Origin of the sequence: Corynebacterium hindlerae, assembly GCF_014117265.1 — a bacterium.
GTDB classification, from domain to species: domain Bacteria; phylum Actinomycetota; class Actinomycetes; order Mycobacteriales; family Mycobacteriaceae; genus Corynebacterium; species Corynebacterium hindlerae.
In genome coordinates this window covers 2,222,423-2,241,741 of record NZ_CP059833.1, presented here as the reverse complement: position 1 = coordinate 2,241,741, position 19,319 = coordinate 2,222,423, and the positions used below count along the sequence as shown (strand labels likewise).

The window sequence follows — 19,319 nt, the reverse complement described above, 5'->3', positions numbered from 1 at the left end:
CTAAATGAACAAAACCTTCCGGGTTTTCACACTTGCCCTTGCCACAGCTTCCCTCACCTTCACTCTGACTGCGTGCGGAAACGCAGACACCGCCTACCAGAGCACCAGCAACAGCGCCAGCACGGCCGACGCCCAATCCGCCTTCCCGGTCACCATCAAGCACGCCTTTGGCGAAACCACCATCACCAAAGCCCCACAACGCATCGCAAGCATCGGCTGGGCCAACCATGAAGTCCCCCTCGCCCTAGGCCAAACTCCTGTCGGAATCAGCAAAGCCACATTCGGCGATGACGACAACAACGGCATTCTTCCTTGGGTCGAAGAAAAGCTGACAGAACTCGGAGCAAACTCCGGCGACAAAGCACCCGCGATCTTCGACGAAACAGATGGCGTCCCTTTCGAACAGATAGCCAACACCAAACCAGACCTCATCCTGGCCACCTACTCCGGGATCACGCAGGAGGACTACGACACCCTCTCCAAGATCGCACCAGTAGTCGCATACCCCGACATGGCCTGGGGCACGTCGTTGGAGGAGATGATCGAGATTAGCTCCCAGGCCCTCGGTAAGGCAGAGGAAGGCAAGAAGCTCACGGAAGAGCTGAACAGTAAGATTGCTGCGAGCCTCGATAAGTACCCCAACCTAAAAGACAAGAAGGTACTGTTCACCTCCTTCGGCGGCAGCTCCGACCCATCCAAGATCGGCTTCTACTCCATCAAGGATCCCCGCATGGGATTCCTCACCAGCCATGGCCTTTCCGCGCCCAACATCGTCACGGAACAATCAGCCACGGCAGAGAAATTCTGGATTGAGGCTGCTACGGAAAAACCAGAGCAGTTTGCAGACGTCGACCTCATCATTTCCTACTCCTCGGGCGACGCATCCGAAGATGAGAAGAAGGTCAAGGAGATGCAAGCTGACCCACTACTTTCTAAAATCCCAGCTATTAAGGACGGCCACATCGCCTTCCTGGAGCAGGGACCGCTCGGGGCTGCGGCCAATCCTTCCCCGCTGGCCATCCCATGGGCAATCGACCGTTATTTTGCCGTGCTTAACGACGGACTCCAGTAACTGTGGCAGCCACAGCACTCCGAGCTCCCCGAACCCGCGTCGCCACGGTGTTTCTCATCTTGCTGACGCTCACGCTGGTTGCAACAGTGTTTTCGCTGATGTTCGGGGTTCGGAGTATCACCGTCGCTGAAGCTCTCTCGGCACTGCGTGGAGCAACAGACACCGCGGGCGAAGCAGCAGCATGGACACGTATTCCGCGCACCGTATTGGCATTGTGTGCCGGCGCTACGCTCGCAACCTCAGGGGTGGTTTTCCAAGCAGTGACGCGTAACCCGCTGGCTGACCCTGGAATTTTCGGGGTCTTGTCCGGGGCTTCCCTGGCTGTGGTCATCAGTATTGCATTTTTCAACGTTTCTCGCCCCTTCCCCACCATGCTCATCGCCGCCACGGGAGCCTTCGCCGCTGCAGCATTCGTCTATAGCGTGGGTTCTATCGGCCGCGGCGGAGCTACACCGCTGAAGCTCGCTCTCGCCGGGGCAGCCACGGCCGCAGCGCTATCCAGTTTGACCAGCGCCATCTTGCTACCACGCGCCGAAGTGATGGATGCGTTCCGGAATTGGCAGATCGGCTCCGTCGGTGGCGCCAGGTGGGACTCCCTCTCGGTAGCTCTGCCCATGCTCGGCATTGGCTTCATCATTGTTTTTCTGAGCTGCAATGGACTCAACGCGCTTGCTCTCGGCGACGATGTTGCCACCGGACTCGGAATCAACCTCACCCGTACCCGGGTGTTGGCAACACTGGGAGCGGTACTCCTGTGTGGCACGGTTACTGCCGTGACCGGCCCCATTGCTTTCGTGGGGCTTATCGTACCGCACCTGATTCGCATGGTCCTCGGAACTGATCACCGAATCTTGCTCCCAGCTAATGCCCTAGCTGGCGCCGTGTTACTCACCCTCGCAGATACCGCTGGGCGCTTGCTCAATAATCCGTCAGAGGTTGCAGTTGGCATCATCATGCCTTTCCTCGGCGCGCCACTGTTCATCTGGATTGTGCGCCAGACAAGGATCCGGGAATTATGACACCACTAGCTACTACCATTCGGCACCATCGCCGACGCGCTACCACCACGACGCTCATCAAGCTGTGCCTCATCGCACTTCTCACCATAGCGTTGTGGCTGGGAAGCCTGATGCTGGGAGATTCCTTCTACTCACTTGCTGATGTCATCGGCGTATTACGTGGCGACACCGTCCCCGGCGCGTCTTTTACGGTGGGTGAGCTACGGCTCCCGCGCGCCACCGTTGCTATCGTCGCTGGTTTTGCCTTTGGGGTTTCCGGGGTCATCTTCCAAACCATGCTGCGTAACCAGCTGGCCTCACCGGACATCATCGGAATTTCAGCTGGCGCAGCCGCTGCGGGCGCCACCATGATCGTGTTATTTCACGCGCCTCAGACTGTTGTCTCGGCAGTGGCCCTGGTGACGTCGTTAAGCGTCGCGGGACTGGTTTATTTACTCTCGATTAAATCGGGTTTCGCTGGTACGCGACTTATTTTGATGGGGATCGGTGTCGCAGCGATGTTGCAAGCGTGGACCAGCTACGTGTTGTCAAAAGCATCCGCCTGGGATTTACCCACTGCTACCCGCTGGCTGACCGGTTCACTCAACAATATGTCCTGGGAGCGAGGCCTTCCACTCATGGTTACCGTCGGGGTCGTGGTACCGCTGCTGCTCATCGGCACCCATAGACTGTCAATCCTCCGGCTGGGGGACGATGTCGCTACCTCACTCGGTTTGCGGGTCAATCTGCTCCGTGGCGCACTGCTTATCGGTGCGGTGACACTGATCTCAGTTGCCACCTCCGCTACCGGCCCAATTTCCTTCGTCGCGTTCATGGCCGGGCCCATTGCCATGCGGCTTTTCCCGCGTGGCGCAAACTTGGTTTTACCTGCTGGAATTGTCGGTGCCTTACTGATCCTGGCAGCTGATTTTGCCGGGCAGTTCCTCGTCGGCACACGCTACCCAGTCGGCGTTATCACCGGCAGCCTCGGCGCGCCGTTCCTGATCTATCTGCTCGTGAAAACTTCCCACTGACACCCCTCGCCACCGCCAAGGAGTGACCCAATTGCCTACAACGCTAACAGCCCGTGCACTGTCTGCTGGATACGGGGCTGATCCCATTGTCAAGGACCTGACTATTTCGTTCGAGCCCGGCAAAATCACCTCCATCGTCGGCCCTAACGGTTGTGGTAAATCAACATTTCTGCGCACCTTAGCCCGGCTTATTCGCCCCACGGCGGGCGTTATTGAACTCGACGGCAAGGCCCTTAATTCCTACTCCTCACGGGAACTAGCTAGGCGGCTTGGGCTGCTCCCGCAGTCTCCCATTGCCCCAGAGGGGATGACGGTGGCTGACCTGGTTGGTCGCGGCCGCACACCCTACCAGGGAATTTTAGGACGGTGGAGTGCCACCGACTACGAGATTGTCGCTGAAGCAATGGCGGCAACTGAAGTTGATGAACTTGCTACTCGCTGCCTGGAAGATCTCTCTGGTGGCCAGCGACAGCGCGCGTGGATCGCGATGGCGTTAGCGCAGCAAACTGATGTGTTGCTCCTTGATGAACCCACCACGTACCTGGATCTCAAGCACCAACTGGAAGTCCTCGATTTACTTACGGACCTCAATAGGCGCCACGGGACCACCATCATCATGGTGCTGCATGACTTAAACCTTGCTGCGCGTTACTCGGACAACCTGGTGGCGATGCGGGATGGGCACCTGCATGCTGTGGGCGCTCCCAGTGACGTACTGACCCAACGTCTTACCCGCGAGGCATTCGACTTGGAAACGCTCATCGTGACCGACCCAGTTTCGGGCCTGCCATCGGTTTCTCCCATCGGCCGACACCACACCACTTATGCAAAGGAGCTTTCATGACCTTCCGACCGTTTCGTGTGCGCGTGGCCCGTACCCAACAGATTTCCCCTCATTTCCAGCGCATCACCTTTCACGGCGTCGAGCACATGGGCCCGAAAGATACGGTCCGCGACCTGCGAATAAAACTCATCATCCCCCACGGTGGCTCCTTGCCGGAGTTGCCTGAAGAAAATTGGTATGCCACCTGGAAAGACCTGGAACCTACCACCCGTGGTGTAATGCGCACCTACTCCATACGAGCGTTACGACGCGCACCGGCAGGCAGGCTGGCAGGCACAGCACACGACGAGCTCGATGTTGACTTCGTCTTGCACCCCGAGGCCGCAGGTCCGGCCTCCTCCTGGGCGCACACCGCGCAGGTCGGCGAGGAAATCATCCTCATCGGCCCGGCGCGTGACGACGACTCTGGCACCGGCATCGAATTCACCCCGGACCCCCACAACCACGTGGTCATGCTCGGTGATGAAACTGCGCTACCAGCGATCGCAAAAACATTGGAGGAATGGCCCGTCGGCAAAACTGGGGCGGTATTCATAGAGATTCCCTGCGAGCTCGACGCGCAGGAGCTTATTGCCCCACCCGGGGTCTCTGTCCAAATGTTGCCCAGAGATTGTGCGGCCCCAGGCTCCCTGCTGTACCAACACCTGGAACGGCTGGTGGTGGAGGCGACCGCTGAGCGGCCTACGCTCCCTGAAACCGAAGACGCTGAATACGACCCGGAGCTGGTCATCTGGGAAACCCCTCGCTTTTCTCGCGCTGGACAATCCCTGGCAGCTGAGGCGAGTGCCCCAAGCACGTCACCTTTTGTTGACACTTACTTCTGGATTGCGGGTGAGTCTTCCGCAGTGATCCAGATGCGCAGGCTACTGGTTAACAACCAGGTGCCACGCCAACAGATTTCATTCATGGGGTATTGGAAACGAGGCATTGCGATGCAGGGGTGATCCCCTGTGAGAGCGGGCTGACTGGTTCGTCGATAAGCGGTGTGACGCAATGGTAGTGGAGCTTATAAGGTTGAGGGCGTGCTTATTTTCCTCGTCCTCGCGCTGATCATCGGTTTTGTGGTGCTCTTCCGGAAAGAGCCTCGCTCCATTTGGCCGGGAGTGCTCTTTACTTTTACGTTTTTCATCGTCATAGCGGCGATTGCGATTGGGGTTTCCCTCGCCTTTTCCTGGCTGGCTGGGCCGCTCATTTTGGTGATGGCCGTGGTACTGATGGCCGTGTTGGCGTCCGCCCCACTTGTCTTGGGTGGGTTTTTGCTGGTCAACATGTTCATCGTGTGGCGCAAAGAGGGCAGGTCGGTCGCAGCATTGACCTCCGGCATCATCGGCGCTGCTCTGTTTATCTACACCGGAGTGTTCTATTTCTCCTTCCTTTCCTCAATGATGGAAAGAAACCTCACCCGGGTTGAACTGGTGTTTGTGGCAGCATTTCCCACGGTCGTCTACATTGGCCTGGCTTTCGTGTGCTTCATTACGTACACGATCTTCTACGAGTGGTTTTTCAACCGTTTCGGCAAACGTCCGGACGCTGTCATTGTTCTTGGCGCCCAGGTTCGCGATCCCGACCAGCTCACCCCATTGCTCCGCAGCCGAGTAGACCACGGCATTAAGGTAGCGCAGCGCGCAATCGATAGTGGCAAAGATACTGTGCTGGTATTTTCCGGTGGCCAAGGAACGGACGAGCCTTGCGCCGAAGGAGAAGCCATGGCGCGATACGCGATCTCCCAAGGTGTTGACCCGAGCCGGGTGATCGTGGAGGACAAATCGACCACCACGGAGGAAAACCTTACGTATTCTGCCGAGCTGCTCCGCGACCAGGACCGGGTGCCACACGACCCGTGGATCGCGGTAGCAAGTTCCGATTACCACGCCTTCCGCGGAGCGCTGATGATGCGCAAAGCCGGCCTTGATGGCTATGCCACCGGGGCACGGACAGCCCGCTATTTCTGGCCGAGCGCAAAGGTGCGTGAATTCATCGCTATCGTCGTCGATCACAAGTGGTCAGTGATCGCCTTCGGCATCTTAAGCGTGCTGGCGGGGCTCATCATGTCCGATTTCAGCACGCCTTAGCGCCTAGGAAAATAAGGCATCGTATACCCGGGCTGCCACCTCATTGATCTTCGTGGCATAGTTGTCCCGCTGGTTGATTTGGGCACCTTTCACCCCGTCAGCGCTGGTGAGCGCCATAATGGGCGCATGCGCGTCCTGTGCTGTGGCAGGCATGGAGTGCATGTGTGGCACGTGGCCGAGCAGATCAGCCCGGGAGTAATTGCTCAGGGCCTTTTTAATCCGCTCTGCTTCGGTAGCGAACTTCCCGCGAAAGCGTTCAAAGGCGCCCACAAGTTGCTCTTGCCCGTTAGACTTTCGCTTCATGTACTCCAACGTGGTGTACCCCAGGTAGCGCAGCCCCTGACCGTCGTATCCACCCAAGCGCAGGGCTTTCGTTTTTGCATCCACATCAGGGGAAAAGCGTGCCCATTCCATGAGGTTACCCTCGCACATCTCGGAATACTGGCTGACCCAATCCTTGAACCAGCGGGCAAGGTTTCCGAAGGCATGGAAGCTGAACAGATCGGTGGCTGTCGGGGTGACAAAGGCATCGCACCCGAGCAAGACAGTGCGGTTAAACGGCCCCAGGCTGGGGCCAACGTCAAAGAAGATCGCATCGTAGCGATCCTGCTCCTCCATTGCTACTGCCAGCTGACCGGCCCAATGGATACGACGAAACGGGCCGGTTTGCCGGCTCAGCGCTGACTGCCACGCGTCACTCATCAAGTCTTCAATCTGCGACAACGCCGGATGCCCGGCCAGGACATCCACCCCGAACCGCTCCGAACGAAACGGGCGAATGTTGGTATTGATCTGCGATTCACCCTCCCGCAGTGGCACGAAGATCGCATACACCGTATTAGCCAAAGAATCTCTCTCCGCAGCTTCGTTGTCCAAGCTGTTGAGGTAAATCCGCTCGGTTTGTTCCTCGCTCAGCATCAGCTGGGTAGCGTTGCACTGCGGATCACAGTCAACGTAAAGGACGCGCTTACCGCGGCTAGCAAAGTAATGGGCAACGTTGGTGGAAAGAGTTGTTTTTCCCACGCCACCTTTATTGTTGAAAAAGCTGATTGTGCGCACCGCGTCGTCCTTTGTTTTTCGTGGTTCAAAGAACCAAATATAACAAAAGTGTCACGAAAAGGCGGCATGAGGGATGCCGGGCAGGTGGACGTCGATAAGCCTGCCCAACAGCGGTGGCTTACCTCACCCCACCAAACGCCTTCAAGACCGGCTTCACCAGCACAAACAGCACCGCACTCACAGCCAAGGCCGAAACGGCCAGCGCGATGAAATACGTCCGTTCGGCGGTCGCCGACGTTGGGTCATAGTAGCCAGCCAGAGTGCCGGAAAGCGCAGTACCAATAGACAGCGACAACAGGTTCAAAGACATCGCGCGAGCCTTGAATGCGTCGGGTGCTACGCGAGTTGCCATGGAAAGACCCACCGGGGAGATATGCAATTCCGCCATGGTGAACAGGAAGAGTACCAAGACAATTACCCAGAATGGAGTGGAAAGCTCACCGCCACCTGCAAATGGAAGGAAAACCAGCGGCGCGATGCCGATGACAAACGTACCCAGTGCATACTTCAGTGGCGCGGAAGGCTGCCGCTCTCCCATCCAAGACCACAGCCCCGCGAAGACAGCCGCGAACACGATGATGAACACCGGATTGATGGAGTGAATCCATGACGGTGGGATCTCAACCCCCCAAAACGTGTGGTTAAGCCGCTTATCGGTGTACACGGCGAGCACCGTGAACTGCTGTTTGAAGATGGTAAAGAACGTCACCGAACCGATGAACATCGGGATGTAGCCCAGCAGTCGTCGTTTCTCCTCCGGGCGGGTGAGCGGAGAAGTAAACATCTGCGCAAACAGGAACAGCGAGGTGAGCACAGCGATGATGACCACGATATTGGACAGCTGCTTTGCATGCAGGATCTTGAAGTAAAACAGCGCCACGATGATCGCGATGCCCGCAACGGTCCCCACCACCAGCAGCGGCATCTTCTCCTTCGGCAGCGGGTTGACCGGGGCGTGGGTTTCTGGAGTGATGGTGTGCTTGCGCATTACCGCGTACTGAATCAACCCGAGTGTCATACCGATCGCTGCGGCACCGAAGCCCCAGTGGAATCCGGACCACTTCCACAGCGCACCCGTCAACATTGGCCCGATCAGGGCGCCGATGTTGATCCCCATGTAGAAAACAGAGAAACCGGCGTCGCGACGTGGATCGTTTTTGGCGTACAAGTTGCCCAGCACGGTTCCCGCGGCTGTCTTTAGGCAGCCTGCACCCAACGCGATACAGATCAGACCAATAATCATGCCTGCGTAACCTGGGATGATGGCCAGGGAGGCATGGCCAAAGACGATCACGATGCCCGAGTAAAACACTGTTTTCTCGGCACCCAACAGGCGGTCGGCTACCCAGCCACCGATGATCGCAGACAAGTAGACCATGCCACCGTAGGCGCCGACGATAGCCGTAGCTAGTTTCTTGTCCATAGCCAGTCCACCCTCGGTGGTCTGGTAGTACATGTAGAACAAAAGGAGCGACTGGAGGCCGTAGAAGCTGAACCGCTCCCACATCTCTACGCCAAACAAGTTGGCAAGGCCCCAGGGATGACCGAAAAACGTGCGCTCTGCGCTACGTTGCATAGCTGCTTGTGACATGCAGCTCATTATTCTCCTCTTTCGGGGGTAATGACAAACAGCAATTGTTCTACAGAAACCGTGTTTTTCTTGCTTCCCCTGTGACCAGGAGCAACTTGGTTCCGCTCCGCGATATCGTGAGGTAATGCCAACTCAGCTACGCAGTCCTGCCCTCCCTCTTGTCGGCTTTGGAACCTTGCTGCTCCTGACCTGGCGGTTCCTTCCGCTTCCTAGGTCTGTAAGTATGCCACTGCTATCGGTAGCTATGGGCGCACTTTGCGGCCGGCGTTGGCCTGCTGTGCCGAGATGCCCGGCACTGGCGTCGGCTCGCGCTTTTGGGAGTGACCTTTGCTGGGGGCCTCATCCTCTTTGAGGTGTCCTCGCGCTCAGCGGAGTCCCTCCCGGTAGCGTTTGGCCTCGTCATAACGGCTAGCAGCGTCCTGTCACGGTGCCCGCGCTGGGCTATCATTCCGGCGACCGCCCTGGCAGTGCTGCTGGATTTTGCGCAGCTTCACGACGACCGTCCCGCCCCCATCCTCGTCGCTGCCCTGTTGGCTATGCTGTCGGCTCCCCGGCCGTGGATCGCCACAGCGGCGGGAGCCTGAGCCCTTTCAATTCATGATCACTGCAGGTGTAGACCAGTTCACGGTTGTCACTCCGCTACGGATAATCGGGACCGCCCTTCTCACGAGTGGCGCCTTTTCACTACTTCCGGCTTGGAAGCCATTACCAGCGGTGGGACGACACGGTTTGACGCTCAATCTGGCAGCTGCGGTGGTGGCTACGTGGTTCGGTTCCACCTCAGCGACGTTCACCCGGGCGTCCACGTTGCGAGAGTTGGGGATGGCCCCGCTCCAAGTATTCGATCCGCTCGGCGCTTACTCGCTCTTGCTCCACGGCTGTCCACACTGGCCGGAGTGTGTTGCGTCTTGGCGGCACTACGTCATGACTGGGGCCCGTTGGAAAAGCTTTTCACTAGCCAATAAGCGCAACGGCTTGGGTGGCACTATCTTGGTGGCTATGAGTCGTCAGCTGAAGATCGCCCAGTTTGTAGATAACTATGGGCCAGCGCATAACGGATTATTGATTGCGGTACAGCAGCTGGAGGGCGATCTTTTGAGCCGTGGCCATGAGGTGATTGTCGTCGCTCCGAAGGCAAAGGGACGCAACCCACACCAGGGAAACCCGAATCGGGAGGAAATCCGATTGCCTTCCGTCGTGGTCCCTAAGCTGCCCGTGCGGATTGCCTCGGGGCGTAAATTCACGTCCACTATTAAAAAGATCGGCAAGCTCCAACCCGATGTGATCCATGTGCATGGGTTTGGTCCGATTGGGGTGTTGGGTCTGTGGTCGGCTGTGCGCCATGACATCCCACTCGTGGTCACCTGGCACACCGACTTCGACGCCTATGCCGAGCACTATCCGGCTATCTTGCCGGTGCTGCGTGGAGTTGTGCGACTGTTTGCGCAAATGAACCGCTCCGAGGTCTACGCCCTGAGCGATATCAAGCAAGCACGCCTGGAGTTGGGGGACAACGCCTCCCTCCTCGGATTAATGCGGCGCATGCTCACCGAGGCAAATATTGTCACCGCGCCGTCACCGAAAACTCAAAGTCGCGCGCTGTTACTGGCTCCTGGTGCGGATGTGCGTTGTGTGCCCAATGGCGTCGATAAGCTGCCTGCTGGCCCTGCCCCCATCGAGCGTGGCACCGGCCCACTCATCATGTACGCCGGCCGCATTGCCCCGGAGAAAGGACTCACGCTCCTTTTCGACGCCTTCGAGCTCGTCGCCGAGATCCGGCCAGATGCCCAGTTGATGGTAGTCGGCGATTGGGAACACACTAAATCACTGCGGCGACGCCTCGCCAAGATGCGGGAAAAATACCAGGTGATCCTGCCCGGCGAGCAACCGCATTCTGAGTTGGGTGCGTACTACGCCATGGCCGACGTGTTCGCTTTCCCCTCCACTACTGACACGCAGGCGCTGGTCCTGCACGAAGCCGCCCTAGCAGGACTTCCCATCGTGCTCGCGGACACGGAACTAGACCTAGTGATTGAGCCCGGTGTCAACGGCGAATTTGGTGGCGCCACCCCGATTGCTTTTGCCGCCGCACTGCTCAAAGTTATTGACCGTCTAGCTGATCCCGCGTGGTCCGACCGCGCCCGTTCCCGCTCCCAAGAACTAGCCGGGCAGTGGAATTTGGAATCCCAGGCCGAGGCAATGATGGACATATACGAGGAGCTAAGCGACAGGCACTGAGGTTTCACGAGGCATTAATTAGCGCCCGGCGGCGCTTGGATAGCTATTTGCTAGCGAAAATTAAATCCCTACGCCTATCCACTTGAATGACCTGGGGTTTTAGCAATCGAGGTTGATAGGGATTTGTTTTTCGAGGCAAGTCCCTATCAGCTCGCGTCCCAATCCTGAATACGTACTTGGATCAAATTCGGGTTAGCTACCAGAGCGTCGCAGCTTCTCCGCCAACACCTGCGCCAGATGCTGAGGTTTCACACCAGTTCCCTGCTCGATATGGGTCCGACAGGAGAAGCCATCGGCCAGCACAATGCCCTCATGCTCGCGGACTCGCGGAAATACCTCCCGTTCTCCGAGTTCAAAGGACATTTCCGCATGACCGGCCTCATAACCCCAGTTTCCGGCAAGGCCACAGCAGCCAGTGCTGATGGTCTCCTCCGTGATTCCCAACGCTGCCAGGATCTCCGAGGTCCCGGCGCGATCCCCCAGGGACCGCTCGTGGCAGTGCACCTGGGTGAGAGCAGAGATTTCTTCCTGTGCCAGTGGAATGTCCAGTTCTCGTAGCCTTGCCGCAACAAAACTACTCCACGAGACCGTAAGTTCTGACAGTTTTTCCACCAACGGGTCGTCGGAAAGCTCGGCAATATCGTGCTGCAACATGGCAGTGCAGGAGGGCTCTATCGCCACAACTGTCATCCCTCGTTCGAGGTACGGCTTCATGGTCTTGGCCGTTTGGGTCAGGACGCGTTTCACCATCTGCAACTGACCAGTGGAATGGAAAGTGAGGCCACAGCAGACAAAACCTTGTGGGATGATCACCTGGTAGCCGAGTACTTCTAACAGCTTTACCACCGCCTCGCCTGCGGAACTATCAAGGTGATTATTGAAGGTATCCGGCCACAGCACCACTTGCGTCGAATGTTGCTGGCCCTTCCGCCGTGATCCCCATTTCTGCAGGCTGCGTGGCGCAAAATGAATCAGCGGGCGACCAGTGTCCAAACCACCCAAGTGCGCTATGACGGTGCGTAGTCCGGGCGTATGCATGGCCTTATCGACGGCCCATCCAACACCAGGAATCTTGTGCAACAGATGCGCACTCAGTGGCAACCAGCCCATCATGTAGTGAGCCATCGGGCGGATCTTTTTGGCGTAAAATTCGTTGAGAAACTCAGCCTTGTATGTCGCCATATCCACGTTCACCGGGCATTCTGACGCACAAGCTTTACAAGAAAGGCAAAGGTCAAGAGCTTCTTTGACCTCTTCAGCGCGGTAGCCATCTTTGACGGACTCACCGCGGAACATCTCAGACAAGATACGCGCCCGTCCTCGGGTGGAATGCACTTCATCGTGCGTGATCTGAAACGACGGGCACATCGCGTTGTCCATGGATCGACAAGCGCCGACCCCCACGCACCGATTCACCGCGTTAACAAAACTGCCTTTGTCCTTGGAGAACTTATGTGTAGGAACTAGTTCCAATTCCCGCTGTCTCGGGCCCGGTCGTATCCCATCAACTACCTCATCAGCCCACACCAGCACGCCCGGATTAAATACTCGCTCTGGATCAAAGATCAACTTAAACCGTTCGAAGAGGCGCCGCATTTCCTCGTTGTACATGTATTTCAGCAGTTCGCTGCGTGCTCGCCCATCACCATGTTCTCCAGACAGCGACCCCTCATAGTGAGACACGAGCTGAGCGGCTTCATTCATGAACGCGTGAAAAACCGCTACGCCTTCCTCGCTGCCGAGGTCGAAGGAGATCCGAACATGCACGCAGCCCTCTCCAAAGTGGCCAAACGGGATGCCCTGCAACTCATACTTTTCCATCAAGGCGTACAGATCCCGCAGATAGTCTGCCAAGTTTTCCGGTGGCACCGCGGAATCCTCCCAGGAAGGCCATGCCTCTCCGCCATCCGGCAATCGCGTAACAATGCCCGCCGATGCTTCACGAATCCGCCACAGTTCCTTCATCTGTACTGGATCGCTTACCACCACAAAGTCCACGGTGTCCACAGTGCGAGCAACGTCCTCTGCACGCGCCAGTGCCTCTTCAGCACTTGGACCAGTCACTTCGCAGTACAACCAACCACCGGTATCCATACCTTTGCGGATTCCCGGCAGGTTGGCTCCCGCATTCTGCTGGCCATTCTTTGCACGCAGCGCACCCAGCAGGTCACCACCCATCCCTTCGATGGTGGTCACGTTTTCCAAACGGAGAACCGGTGCGGCCTTAGCCGCGGCGAAAACATCAGAAAAACCAAGCACCGCCAAGGCTTTCGCCTTCGGCACTTCCACCAGCTTTACCGTGAGCGACGTGATGATTCCACACGTCCCTTCCGTTCCCGCGAACGCCTTAGCCACATCGAAGCCACGCTCCTCCAACAGGTAGTGCAGCCCATAGCCAGAAACTTGGCGAGGAAACCTTCCAAGAGATTCCCTGATGAGATCCGCATTGTCCTGAACAAGGGAATGTAACGCTGCCTCAATATCGGAGTCACTCGCAGCACCTTTGGAAAGAGTAACTTCCCGACCGTCGTAAAGCAGCACAGTGACTGCCTCGAGGTTTTCGGCCGCAGTACCCCACGCGACGGAGTGTGACCCGCACGCATTGTTGGACACCATTCCTCCGACAGTGCAGCGACTATGCGTGGAAGGATCCGGCCCGTAAGTCAGCCCAAACTCGGCAGCCGCGTCACGCAGCTGGTCACACACCACCCCAGGCTCAATCACGGCGGTCTGCGTCTCCGGATCAATGGACAGGATACGGTTGAAGTGGCGGGAGGTATCAATAATCAGCCCTTCCCCCATCGCATTACCGGCAACTGAGGTGCCACCACCGCGACCGACGATCGGCCAGCCGTTCTCTCGGGCGATATCGAAAGCATCGAGGATGTCTTGTTTGGTGCGAGGTTCCACCACACCTGCGGGCACCCGGCGGTAAATGGATGCGTCCGACACATACGCTGCCCTGGTAGTCATATCCGTCCGAAGTCCCGTGCGAGAGACCTTGGCAAAGTAATTCTGGTCGGTGGTTATGTTATTCACGTGGGGTGAACCTCCTATAGCTTCAGTAACATGTTACAGGGTCTGCTGCTACTATCCAGGGCATGATGATGCGCGTAACTCGAGCCAACACCCTCACCGAACAGGTTATGGACCACGTTCGCAGCGCTATTTTTGACGGCTCCATGACCGCCGACGAATGGTACAGCGTTTACCAACTCGCAGATCAGCTTGGCATTTCCCGCTCTCCCGTGCGCGACGCACTACTTCGACTCGAAGAAGCAGGCCTAATCATGTTCGTACGAAATCGCGGTTTTCAGATCCGACGCACTCGCCCCGAGGATGTCGCAGAAATCTTCGCTCTTCGCCTGAGCATTGAACCTGGAGCAGCCGGTCGCGCCGCGCTTCTTGCGGATACTCAGGCAATCGCCAATCTGCAAGAGCTGCTCAATTCGATGGAACAAGCAGCCCACCAAGGACACTCTGACCACTTTTTCGACCTCGACCAAGCTTTCCACGCGGAAATCCTGCGAGCCGGCAACAGTCCACGGGGCCGTGATTTCATCGACCGGCTCCGAACCAACACACGCCTGATCGGAGCCAGCACCGCTGGATCATCCCGAACTTTGCTAGATATCCATCGCGAGCACCAGCCCATATTCGAAGCGATCGCGGACGGAGATATCGCCGGAGCCCGATCAGCAATGTCCGGGCATGTGACCACCACAGGACAACTCCTTCTGAAGCAAGCAATGCCCGATGCTAAAGCCGAGGATCTGCAACTACTGTGGGAGCAGTTTACTGCTTAGCTTTTTGGTAGTTGAGCACGAAGGCACTTACTGCGCACACCGCTGCGCAGCTGTAGACGATTTTGGAGAACTTCTTCCCCGCCCACAGTACCCACTCCCCATCCAGCGCGACCAGCCCAGCGAACTGCGCTAGCACAATGAACAGACCGCCGGCAAGAAACAGTGCCAGGGAAAGGTAAAACACAACTTTTGCTAGGTGAAATACAGTTGACATGTCCTGCTCCTATCCTGCTGGAATGTAAATCGGAAGCCATCCCATACCGATGACCACTGCCAACAACACCATCGGCACCACGAACCATGCCACCAATGGAACGAACATCTTCGAGGGTTCTGCATCCGCCATAGCCGCAGAGAGATAAATCGGCGCACCAACTGGCGGGGATGCACCCTCAGTCGAGCTGCAGAGAAGAATCACGATTACCGCCAGCGTCGGATCCAGACCAACGGCGGTCAGAGCAGCCATGGCAGGAGCACCAACAGCTGCAGCGGTAGCCGTAGAAGAAAGTGGAGTCGCCACGATGATGGTCAGCACCGCGACCAGAGCGATCATGAGAATCTTCGGCAAATCCAAGCTGCCAAGCAGAGCACTAAGCTCATCGCCTACGCCCAATTCATCCATAATCTCCGCAGCGCCAAGCGCCGCAAAGAGCGAAATACCTACCGTGGCAAACTGCGGAATTTCTTTGACCAAATTCTGCTTCAGCTTCGGAATATCGTTCTTGAGATGCTTAAAGCCTTCAATCACCGCGATCACGGAGATGAGAATTGGCACCCACACGATGATGGACACGGCCTTGAGAGCCTTGTCACCGACATGTTCTGGCTGGGACAGCCACTGAGCCAGTGGCCCAATGGTGATGAAAACCGGGATTAAGATTCCCCAGAAAATCGCCGGGGAGCTCCATCCTTCTTTGAATGACTGCTTGAGAGGAACGTGGGTATCGGCAGTGTCCTTGGGCAAATTGAATTTTTTGGCCCAGTACGCCACAAGGAGGAGTCGGTAGAGCACAGCGTACGCGCCAGCACAAGCAAGGGCTACGTACACACTCGAAGCCGTTGCCCCCATGGCTGCGGGTAGCGCAAGGATGATGAACATCGTGGAGTTCGGCGGCAGAGCCACACCCAAACCGGAGTTGCCTGCTACGAGGGTCGCTGCACGCTCAGATGACCAGCCAGTTTTCTTCATCCACGGCACAGTAACCGAACCGACTGTAGCCGAGTTACCAGCCGTAGAACCTGCGACAAGACCGATTATCGCAGAGCCCAAGGTAGACACATATCCCGCACCACCGCGGACGCGACCGAACATCGAGTTCAAAATGGCAATCAACCGGTCGATCAAGCCAGTCGCATTCACGATTGCGCCCATAAACACAAACGCCAAACCGGCAAACAAGACTTCATTCTGGGCACCAGCAATGACGCCTGCCTTTAACAGGTGGAAAAAGTCTTTTCCTCCCAGCGCGGCGACAGCGACTAAGCCCACCAACAAAGCTTCTGAGATGTCGCGTTTCATCACCACGTTAATCACGACTGCGACGCCGATAAATACCGCCAAGGCAACGATTCCCATATCCCCTCCTCTACATAGTTCAAGCTAAAGTGATGCACATCACCGTAGCATGTTACATGTTGGATGGAGAAAACTTTCTGTTTTTTTATTCGCCAGCAAACACCCCCTACTCAAGCGTCACTGCGACGTACCGCCCACGTAGTTGTGTCACCTCGATGGGAATTCCAAAAGTTTCAGTCAATATGTTGGCTAGCTCGTCACTGTGGCCGTGCGCGTGGTCAGGGGTGATGAAGGTGCTGCGGCCCTGGTGCAACAGACAAAGGGTATCCGCGTGATTGAGTGCTTGAGTGAGGTCATGCACGACCATCACTACTGACATGTTGTGCGTGTGGGCTGCCTTGCGGACGAGAGCGAGCACCTCTGCTTGGTTTTTCACGTCCAGGCTGCTGGTCGGCTCGTCCAGGATCAGCACTTTAGGCTGGGTAACCAGGGCACGGGCGATTGCCACTTTTTGTTGCTGCCCACCGGAGAGCTCGTTGAGATATCTGAAGGCGATGTCATCTAGCCCGAGGGAGGCGATAGTCTGTTCCACCACGGCGTGGTCTTCGGCGCGGGGTCCGAGTAGGAAGTGTGGCATTCTTCCGAGCAGGATCGCGTCGTACACCATCGTGGGTGATGTTTCACTTCGCTGTGGCACATAGGCCACTGTTTGGGCGAATTCGTTGGTGCTGTAGCTGGTGATCTCGCGTTCGCAGACCTCCACAGTGCCGGTTTTCGCCCCAAGTGTTCCCAAGAGGCAGTGGAGCAAAGTAGATTTTCCCGCGCCGTTGTTACCCAAAATCGCGCACACTTTTCCGGCTGGAACATGGAGACTGACGTCGGTAAGCGTCGGCGAGCGGTGCGGATAAGAAAAGGACAGGCCTGTTGCGCGGATCATGGCTGCCTCCGAAGTTGCCGAAGGATAATCATGAGAAACAGTGGCGCACCAAGAAATGAAGTGACGGCACCAACTGGAAGCACAGTGGGGGCAATGATCAGGCGACTAAACGTGTCCGCAAGCAGCAGCACCAACGCTCCCGCCAGTGCGGAGCCCGGCAGCACATATCGGTAGTCCTCCCCCACTAATCGCCGGACAATGTGGGGTGCGATGAGACCAACGAAAGCGATAACTCCCACGACAGACACCACCATGGCGGTTGCGGCAGCGCCGATGATCAGTGTCCAGGTCCGCAGCCGGATCACGTTGACGCCCAGTGCTTGCGCCACGTCCTCCCCCGCGTCCAGCGCGTTGTAGGACCAGATTTTCCAGACGAAAAACGCGAGCGCCAGCACAACCACCACAGTCATCACGACCAAGTGCGGCCACCGAGCGCGCCCCAGATCGCCAAACGCCCAGAAAACAATCGCCGCGATCTGCAGCTCATCCGCAAAGTACTGAATCAGTGACGTCCCGGAGGTAAACAGCGAGCTCAGCGCCACACCCGCCAGAATGATTACCGATGGCGTGGCAGCCCGTTGTCGCGCGAGCAGCGCAATAACCGCCACCGAAGCGAGCGCCCCCACAAACGCGCACAGCGCCGTCACTGTCGGATTGGTGTCAACCACGCCTGAGCTTTTCGACGACGATCCCACAAAAAACACCACCGAGATAGCAGCCCCGAATGCTGCGCCCTGAGATACTCCCACTGTTGATGAGGACGCCAGCGGATTGCGCAGTACCGCCTGCATCGTTGCTCCCGCTACGGCGAGAGCAACGCCGGCCAACAGCGCCGCTAACGCCCGTGGCAACCTGACGTTCATCAGTACAAGGTGCCCTCGGGTTCCCGGCGCGAAGGCTTCCCATACCCCGAGGAACTGCCTGGATGTCCCACCGATGGACAACGCGAGGAAGAAGGCAGCCGCCGTAGCTGCCATCAGGCCAACGATGACTAATGCTCGGCGGGTGCGATGATGCTGATACCGGGCACGGAGGGCAGTGCGGTCTTTTTGCACGGCGTTCAGTTAGAGTTCCACCTTGCCAAAAGTCAGACCTGCGGCCTCAAAATCCGCATACAGCTTTTTACCCAGGAATAGTTCTGTGATTTCGTCGAATTTCTTCACGGGGTCGATATCGTTGAAGGCCTCTGGCGCGAGCACGGTGCCTGCATAGTACGCGTCAGCGATGGCGATCTCAATGTTGGCGCCGTAGAAGTTGTACGGCAGCTGGGTGTACAGCTTGCCGTTGTGGAACGCGGCCACTTCGTCGTAAAGCTGCGGGCGGGATGACACATCATCGCGGATCATGTTCATGTTACTTGCGGTGAGGAAGACGACGTCCGGGTTCCAATTCACCAGGTCCTCGACGTCCACGGTGACAGCTTTGTTCCCTGCCGGAGCTGCGACGATGTTAGCACCAATCGCAGCTAGTGGTGGGTAGGCGCCGTGGGTACCCGTGATCCCGTGTGGCCCTTTGAAAGAAACCCCACCCACATAGGCGCTCGGGCGCTGTTCGGCAGGCACTTTTTCGCCACGCGCTTTGAGGTCGTCGCGCATGTCTCCTGTTGCCTTGATGAGGGTGGTTGCGCGTTCCTGCTTGGCAAAGGCTTCGCCAAGAATGTGCAGCGATTGCTCGAATTTGGGGTCGAACAGGTCCTCGTAAAGCACGGTAATGACGGGGATCCCGGTGGTGGCGGTGACATCGTCTGCGGTTTTCGCATCCCACGTGGCCACAATCACTTCTGGGTTTACACCGATCAGCGCTTCCATATCCGGCTCGGCTCCGGGCCCACCTTTGCCAATTGAGGGGAGCTTGCCAAATTCTTCGCGATGCACGTAGGCGTACGGTTTGCTCACTTTGCTGTCACTGTCGATCTGTTCGACGCCCACCAGCTTCTCCGTGATCTGCAGGTAGGTCAGCATCCGCAATGTGCGTGGCCCAGCAGCCACGACGCGCTGGGGTTCCTTGTCGAAGGTGATCTCACGGCCATTGATGTCCGTGACTGTTAGCTGCTGCGCGCTTGCTGCTGGCGGGGTGTCCTCCGGGGAGCCACAACCGGCAACTGTCAACGCGACAACGCTGAGCACCGCAACAAAGGCCTTCTTGAACATGG

At 57.4% G+C, this 19,319-nt stretch carries 17 protein-coding genes; 9 read left to right on the top strand and 8 right to left on the bottom strand.

The window, feature by feature from the left end; genetic code table 11:
* Positions 1–4 precede the first annotated feature (4 nt).
* From HW450_RS10880 to HW450_RS10855, 6 genes are all read left to right on the top strand, one after another.
* Positions 5–1,072, top strand: a complete 1,068-nt coding sequence (locus HW450_RS10880) for an iron-siderophore ABC transporter substrate-binding protein (RefSeq protein WP_182385638.1) — start codon at positions 5–7, stop codon at positions 1,070–1,072.
* A 98-nt stretch (positions 1,073–1,170) separates the two neighbouring features.
* Positions 1,171–2,091, top strand: coding sequence for a FecCD family ABC transporter permease (locus HW450_RS10875; protein ID WP_232843386.1), 921 nt, complete (start codon positions 1,171–1,173; stop codon positions 2,089–2,091).
* On the top strand, positions 2,088–3,104 hold the full coding sequence (locus HW450_RS10870; RefSeq protein WP_182385636.1) for a FecCD family ABC transporter permease: 1,017 nt from the start codon (positions 2,088–2,090) through the stop codon (positions 3,102–3,104). The genes HW450_RS10875 and HW450_RS10870 overlap by 4 nt, the downstream gene beginning before the upstream one ends.
* A 31-nt stretch (positions 3,105–3,135) precedes the next feature.
* Positions 3,136–3,948, top strand: a complete 813-nt coding sequence (locus HW450_RS10865; RefSeq protein WP_182385635.1) for an ABC transporter ATP-binding protein — start codon at positions 3,136–3,138, stop codon at positions 3,946–3,948.
* On the top strand, positions 3,945–4,892 hold the full coding sequence (locus HW450_RS10860) for a siderophore-interacting protein (RefSeq protein WP_182385634.1): 948 nt from the start codon (positions 3,945–3,947) through the stop codon (positions 4,890–4,892). The genes HW450_RS10865 and HW450_RS10860 overlap by 4 nt, the downstream gene beginning before the upstream one ends.
* 78 nt (positions 4,893–4,970) lie before the next feature.
* On the top strand, positions 4,971–6,020 hold the full coding sequence (locus tag HW450_RS10855; RefSeq protein ID WP_182385633.1) for an ElyC/SanA/YdcF family protein: 1,050 nt from the start codon (positions 4,971–4,973) through the stop codon (positions 6,018–6,020).
* 3 nt (positions 6,021–6,023) lie between these two features.
* Here HW450_RS10855 and HW450_RS10850 read toward each other — a convergent pair whose 3' ends face one another.
* On the bottom strand, positions 6,024–7,079 hold the full coding sequence (locus tag HW450_RS10850) for a ParA family protein (RefSeq protein WP_182385632.1): 1,056 nt from the start codon (positions 7,077–7,079) through the stop codon (positions 6,024–6,026).
* Positions 7,080–7,197: 118 nt separating this feature from the next.
* Positions 7,198–8,670, bottom strand: a complete 1,473-nt coding sequence (locus tag HW450_RS10845) for a peptide MFS transporter (protein ID WP_232843250.1) — start codon at positions 8,668–8,670, stop codon at positions 7,198–7,200.
* Positions 8,671–8,990: 320 nt separating this feature from the next.
* Here HW450_RS10845 and HW450_RS10840 point away from each other — a divergent pair, with 320 nt between their 5' ends.
* Together HW450_RS10840 and HW450_RS10835 are read left to right on the top strand one after the other, a co-directional pair.
* On the top strand, positions 8,991–9,254 hold the full coding sequence (locus tag HW450_RS10840) for a hypothetical protein (protein ID WP_182385630.1): 264 nt from the start codon (positions 8,991–8,993) through the stop codon (positions 9,252–9,254).
* A gap of 145 nt (positions 9,255–9,399) precedes the next feature.
* Complete coding sequence (locus tag HW450_RS10835; RefSeq protein ID WP_182385629.1) at positions 9,400–10,908, top strand: glycosyltransferase; 1,509 nt, start codon at positions 9,400–9,402, stop codon at positions 10,906–10,908.
* A gap of 192 nt (positions 10,909–11,100) precedes the next feature.
* Here the strand turns inward: HW450_RS10835 and HW450_RS10830 are convergent, their stop codons facing one another.
* The gene (locus tag HW450_RS10830) at positions 11,101–13,881 is read right to left on the bottom strand and encodes an FAD-binding and (Fe-S)-binding domain-containing protein (protein WP_182387514.1); all 2,781 of its coding nucleotides are present in this window, start codon (positions 13,879–13,881) and stop codon (positions 11,101–11,103) included.
* Positions 13,882–14,009: 128 nt separating this feature from the next.
* Between HW450_RS10830 and HW450_RS10825 the strand changes: the two genes are divergently transcribed.
* Positions 14,010–14,714 (top strand): GntR family transcriptional regulator, encoded by a 705-nt coding sequence (locus tag HW450_RS10825; RefSeq protein ID WP_182385628.1) that lies wholly within the window; start codon positions 14,010–14,012, stop codon positions 14,712–14,714.
* Here HW450_RS10825 and HW450_RS10820 read toward each other — a convergent pair.
* The 5 genes from HW450_RS10820 to HW450_RS10800 form a co-directional block, all read right to left on the bottom strand.
* On the bottom strand, positions 14,704–14,928 hold the full coding sequence (locus HW450_RS10820; RefSeq protein ID WP_182385627.1) for a hypothetical protein: 225 nt from the start codon (positions 14,926–14,928) through the stop codon (positions 14,704–14,706). The genes HW450_RS10825 and HW450_RS10820 overlap by 11 nt on opposite strands.
* Before the next feature lie 9 nt (positions 14,929–14,937).
* Entirely contained in the window at positions 14,938–16,290 is a 1,353-nt protein-coding gene (locus HW450_RS10815) for a TRAP transporter large permease subunit (RefSeq protein WP_182385626.1), read from the bottom strand.
* Positions 16,291–16,396: 106 nt separating this feature from the next.
* The gene (locus tag HW450_RS10810) at positions 16,397–17,167 is read right to left on the bottom strand and encodes an ABC transporter ATP-binding protein (RefSeq protein ID WP_182385625.1); all 771 of its coding nucleotides are present in this window, start codon (positions 17,165–17,167) and stop codon (positions 16,397–16,399) included.
* The gene (locus tag HW450_RS10805; protein WP_182385624.1) at positions 17,164–18,222 is read right to left on the bottom strand and encodes a FecCD family ABC transporter permease; all 1,059 of its coding nucleotides are present in this window, start codon (positions 18,220–18,222) and stop codon (positions 17,164–17,166) included. The genes HW450_RS10810 and HW450_RS10805 overlap by 4 nt, the downstream gene beginning before the upstream one ends.
* 9 nt (positions 18,223–18,231) lie before the next feature.
* On the bottom strand, positions 18,232–19,317 hold the full coding sequence (locus tag HW450_RS10800) for an ABC transporter substrate-binding protein (protein ID WP_182385623.1): 1,086 nt from the start codon (positions 19,315–19,317) through the stop codon (positions 18,232–18,234).
* Positions 19,318–19,319 lie beyond the last annotated feature (2 nt).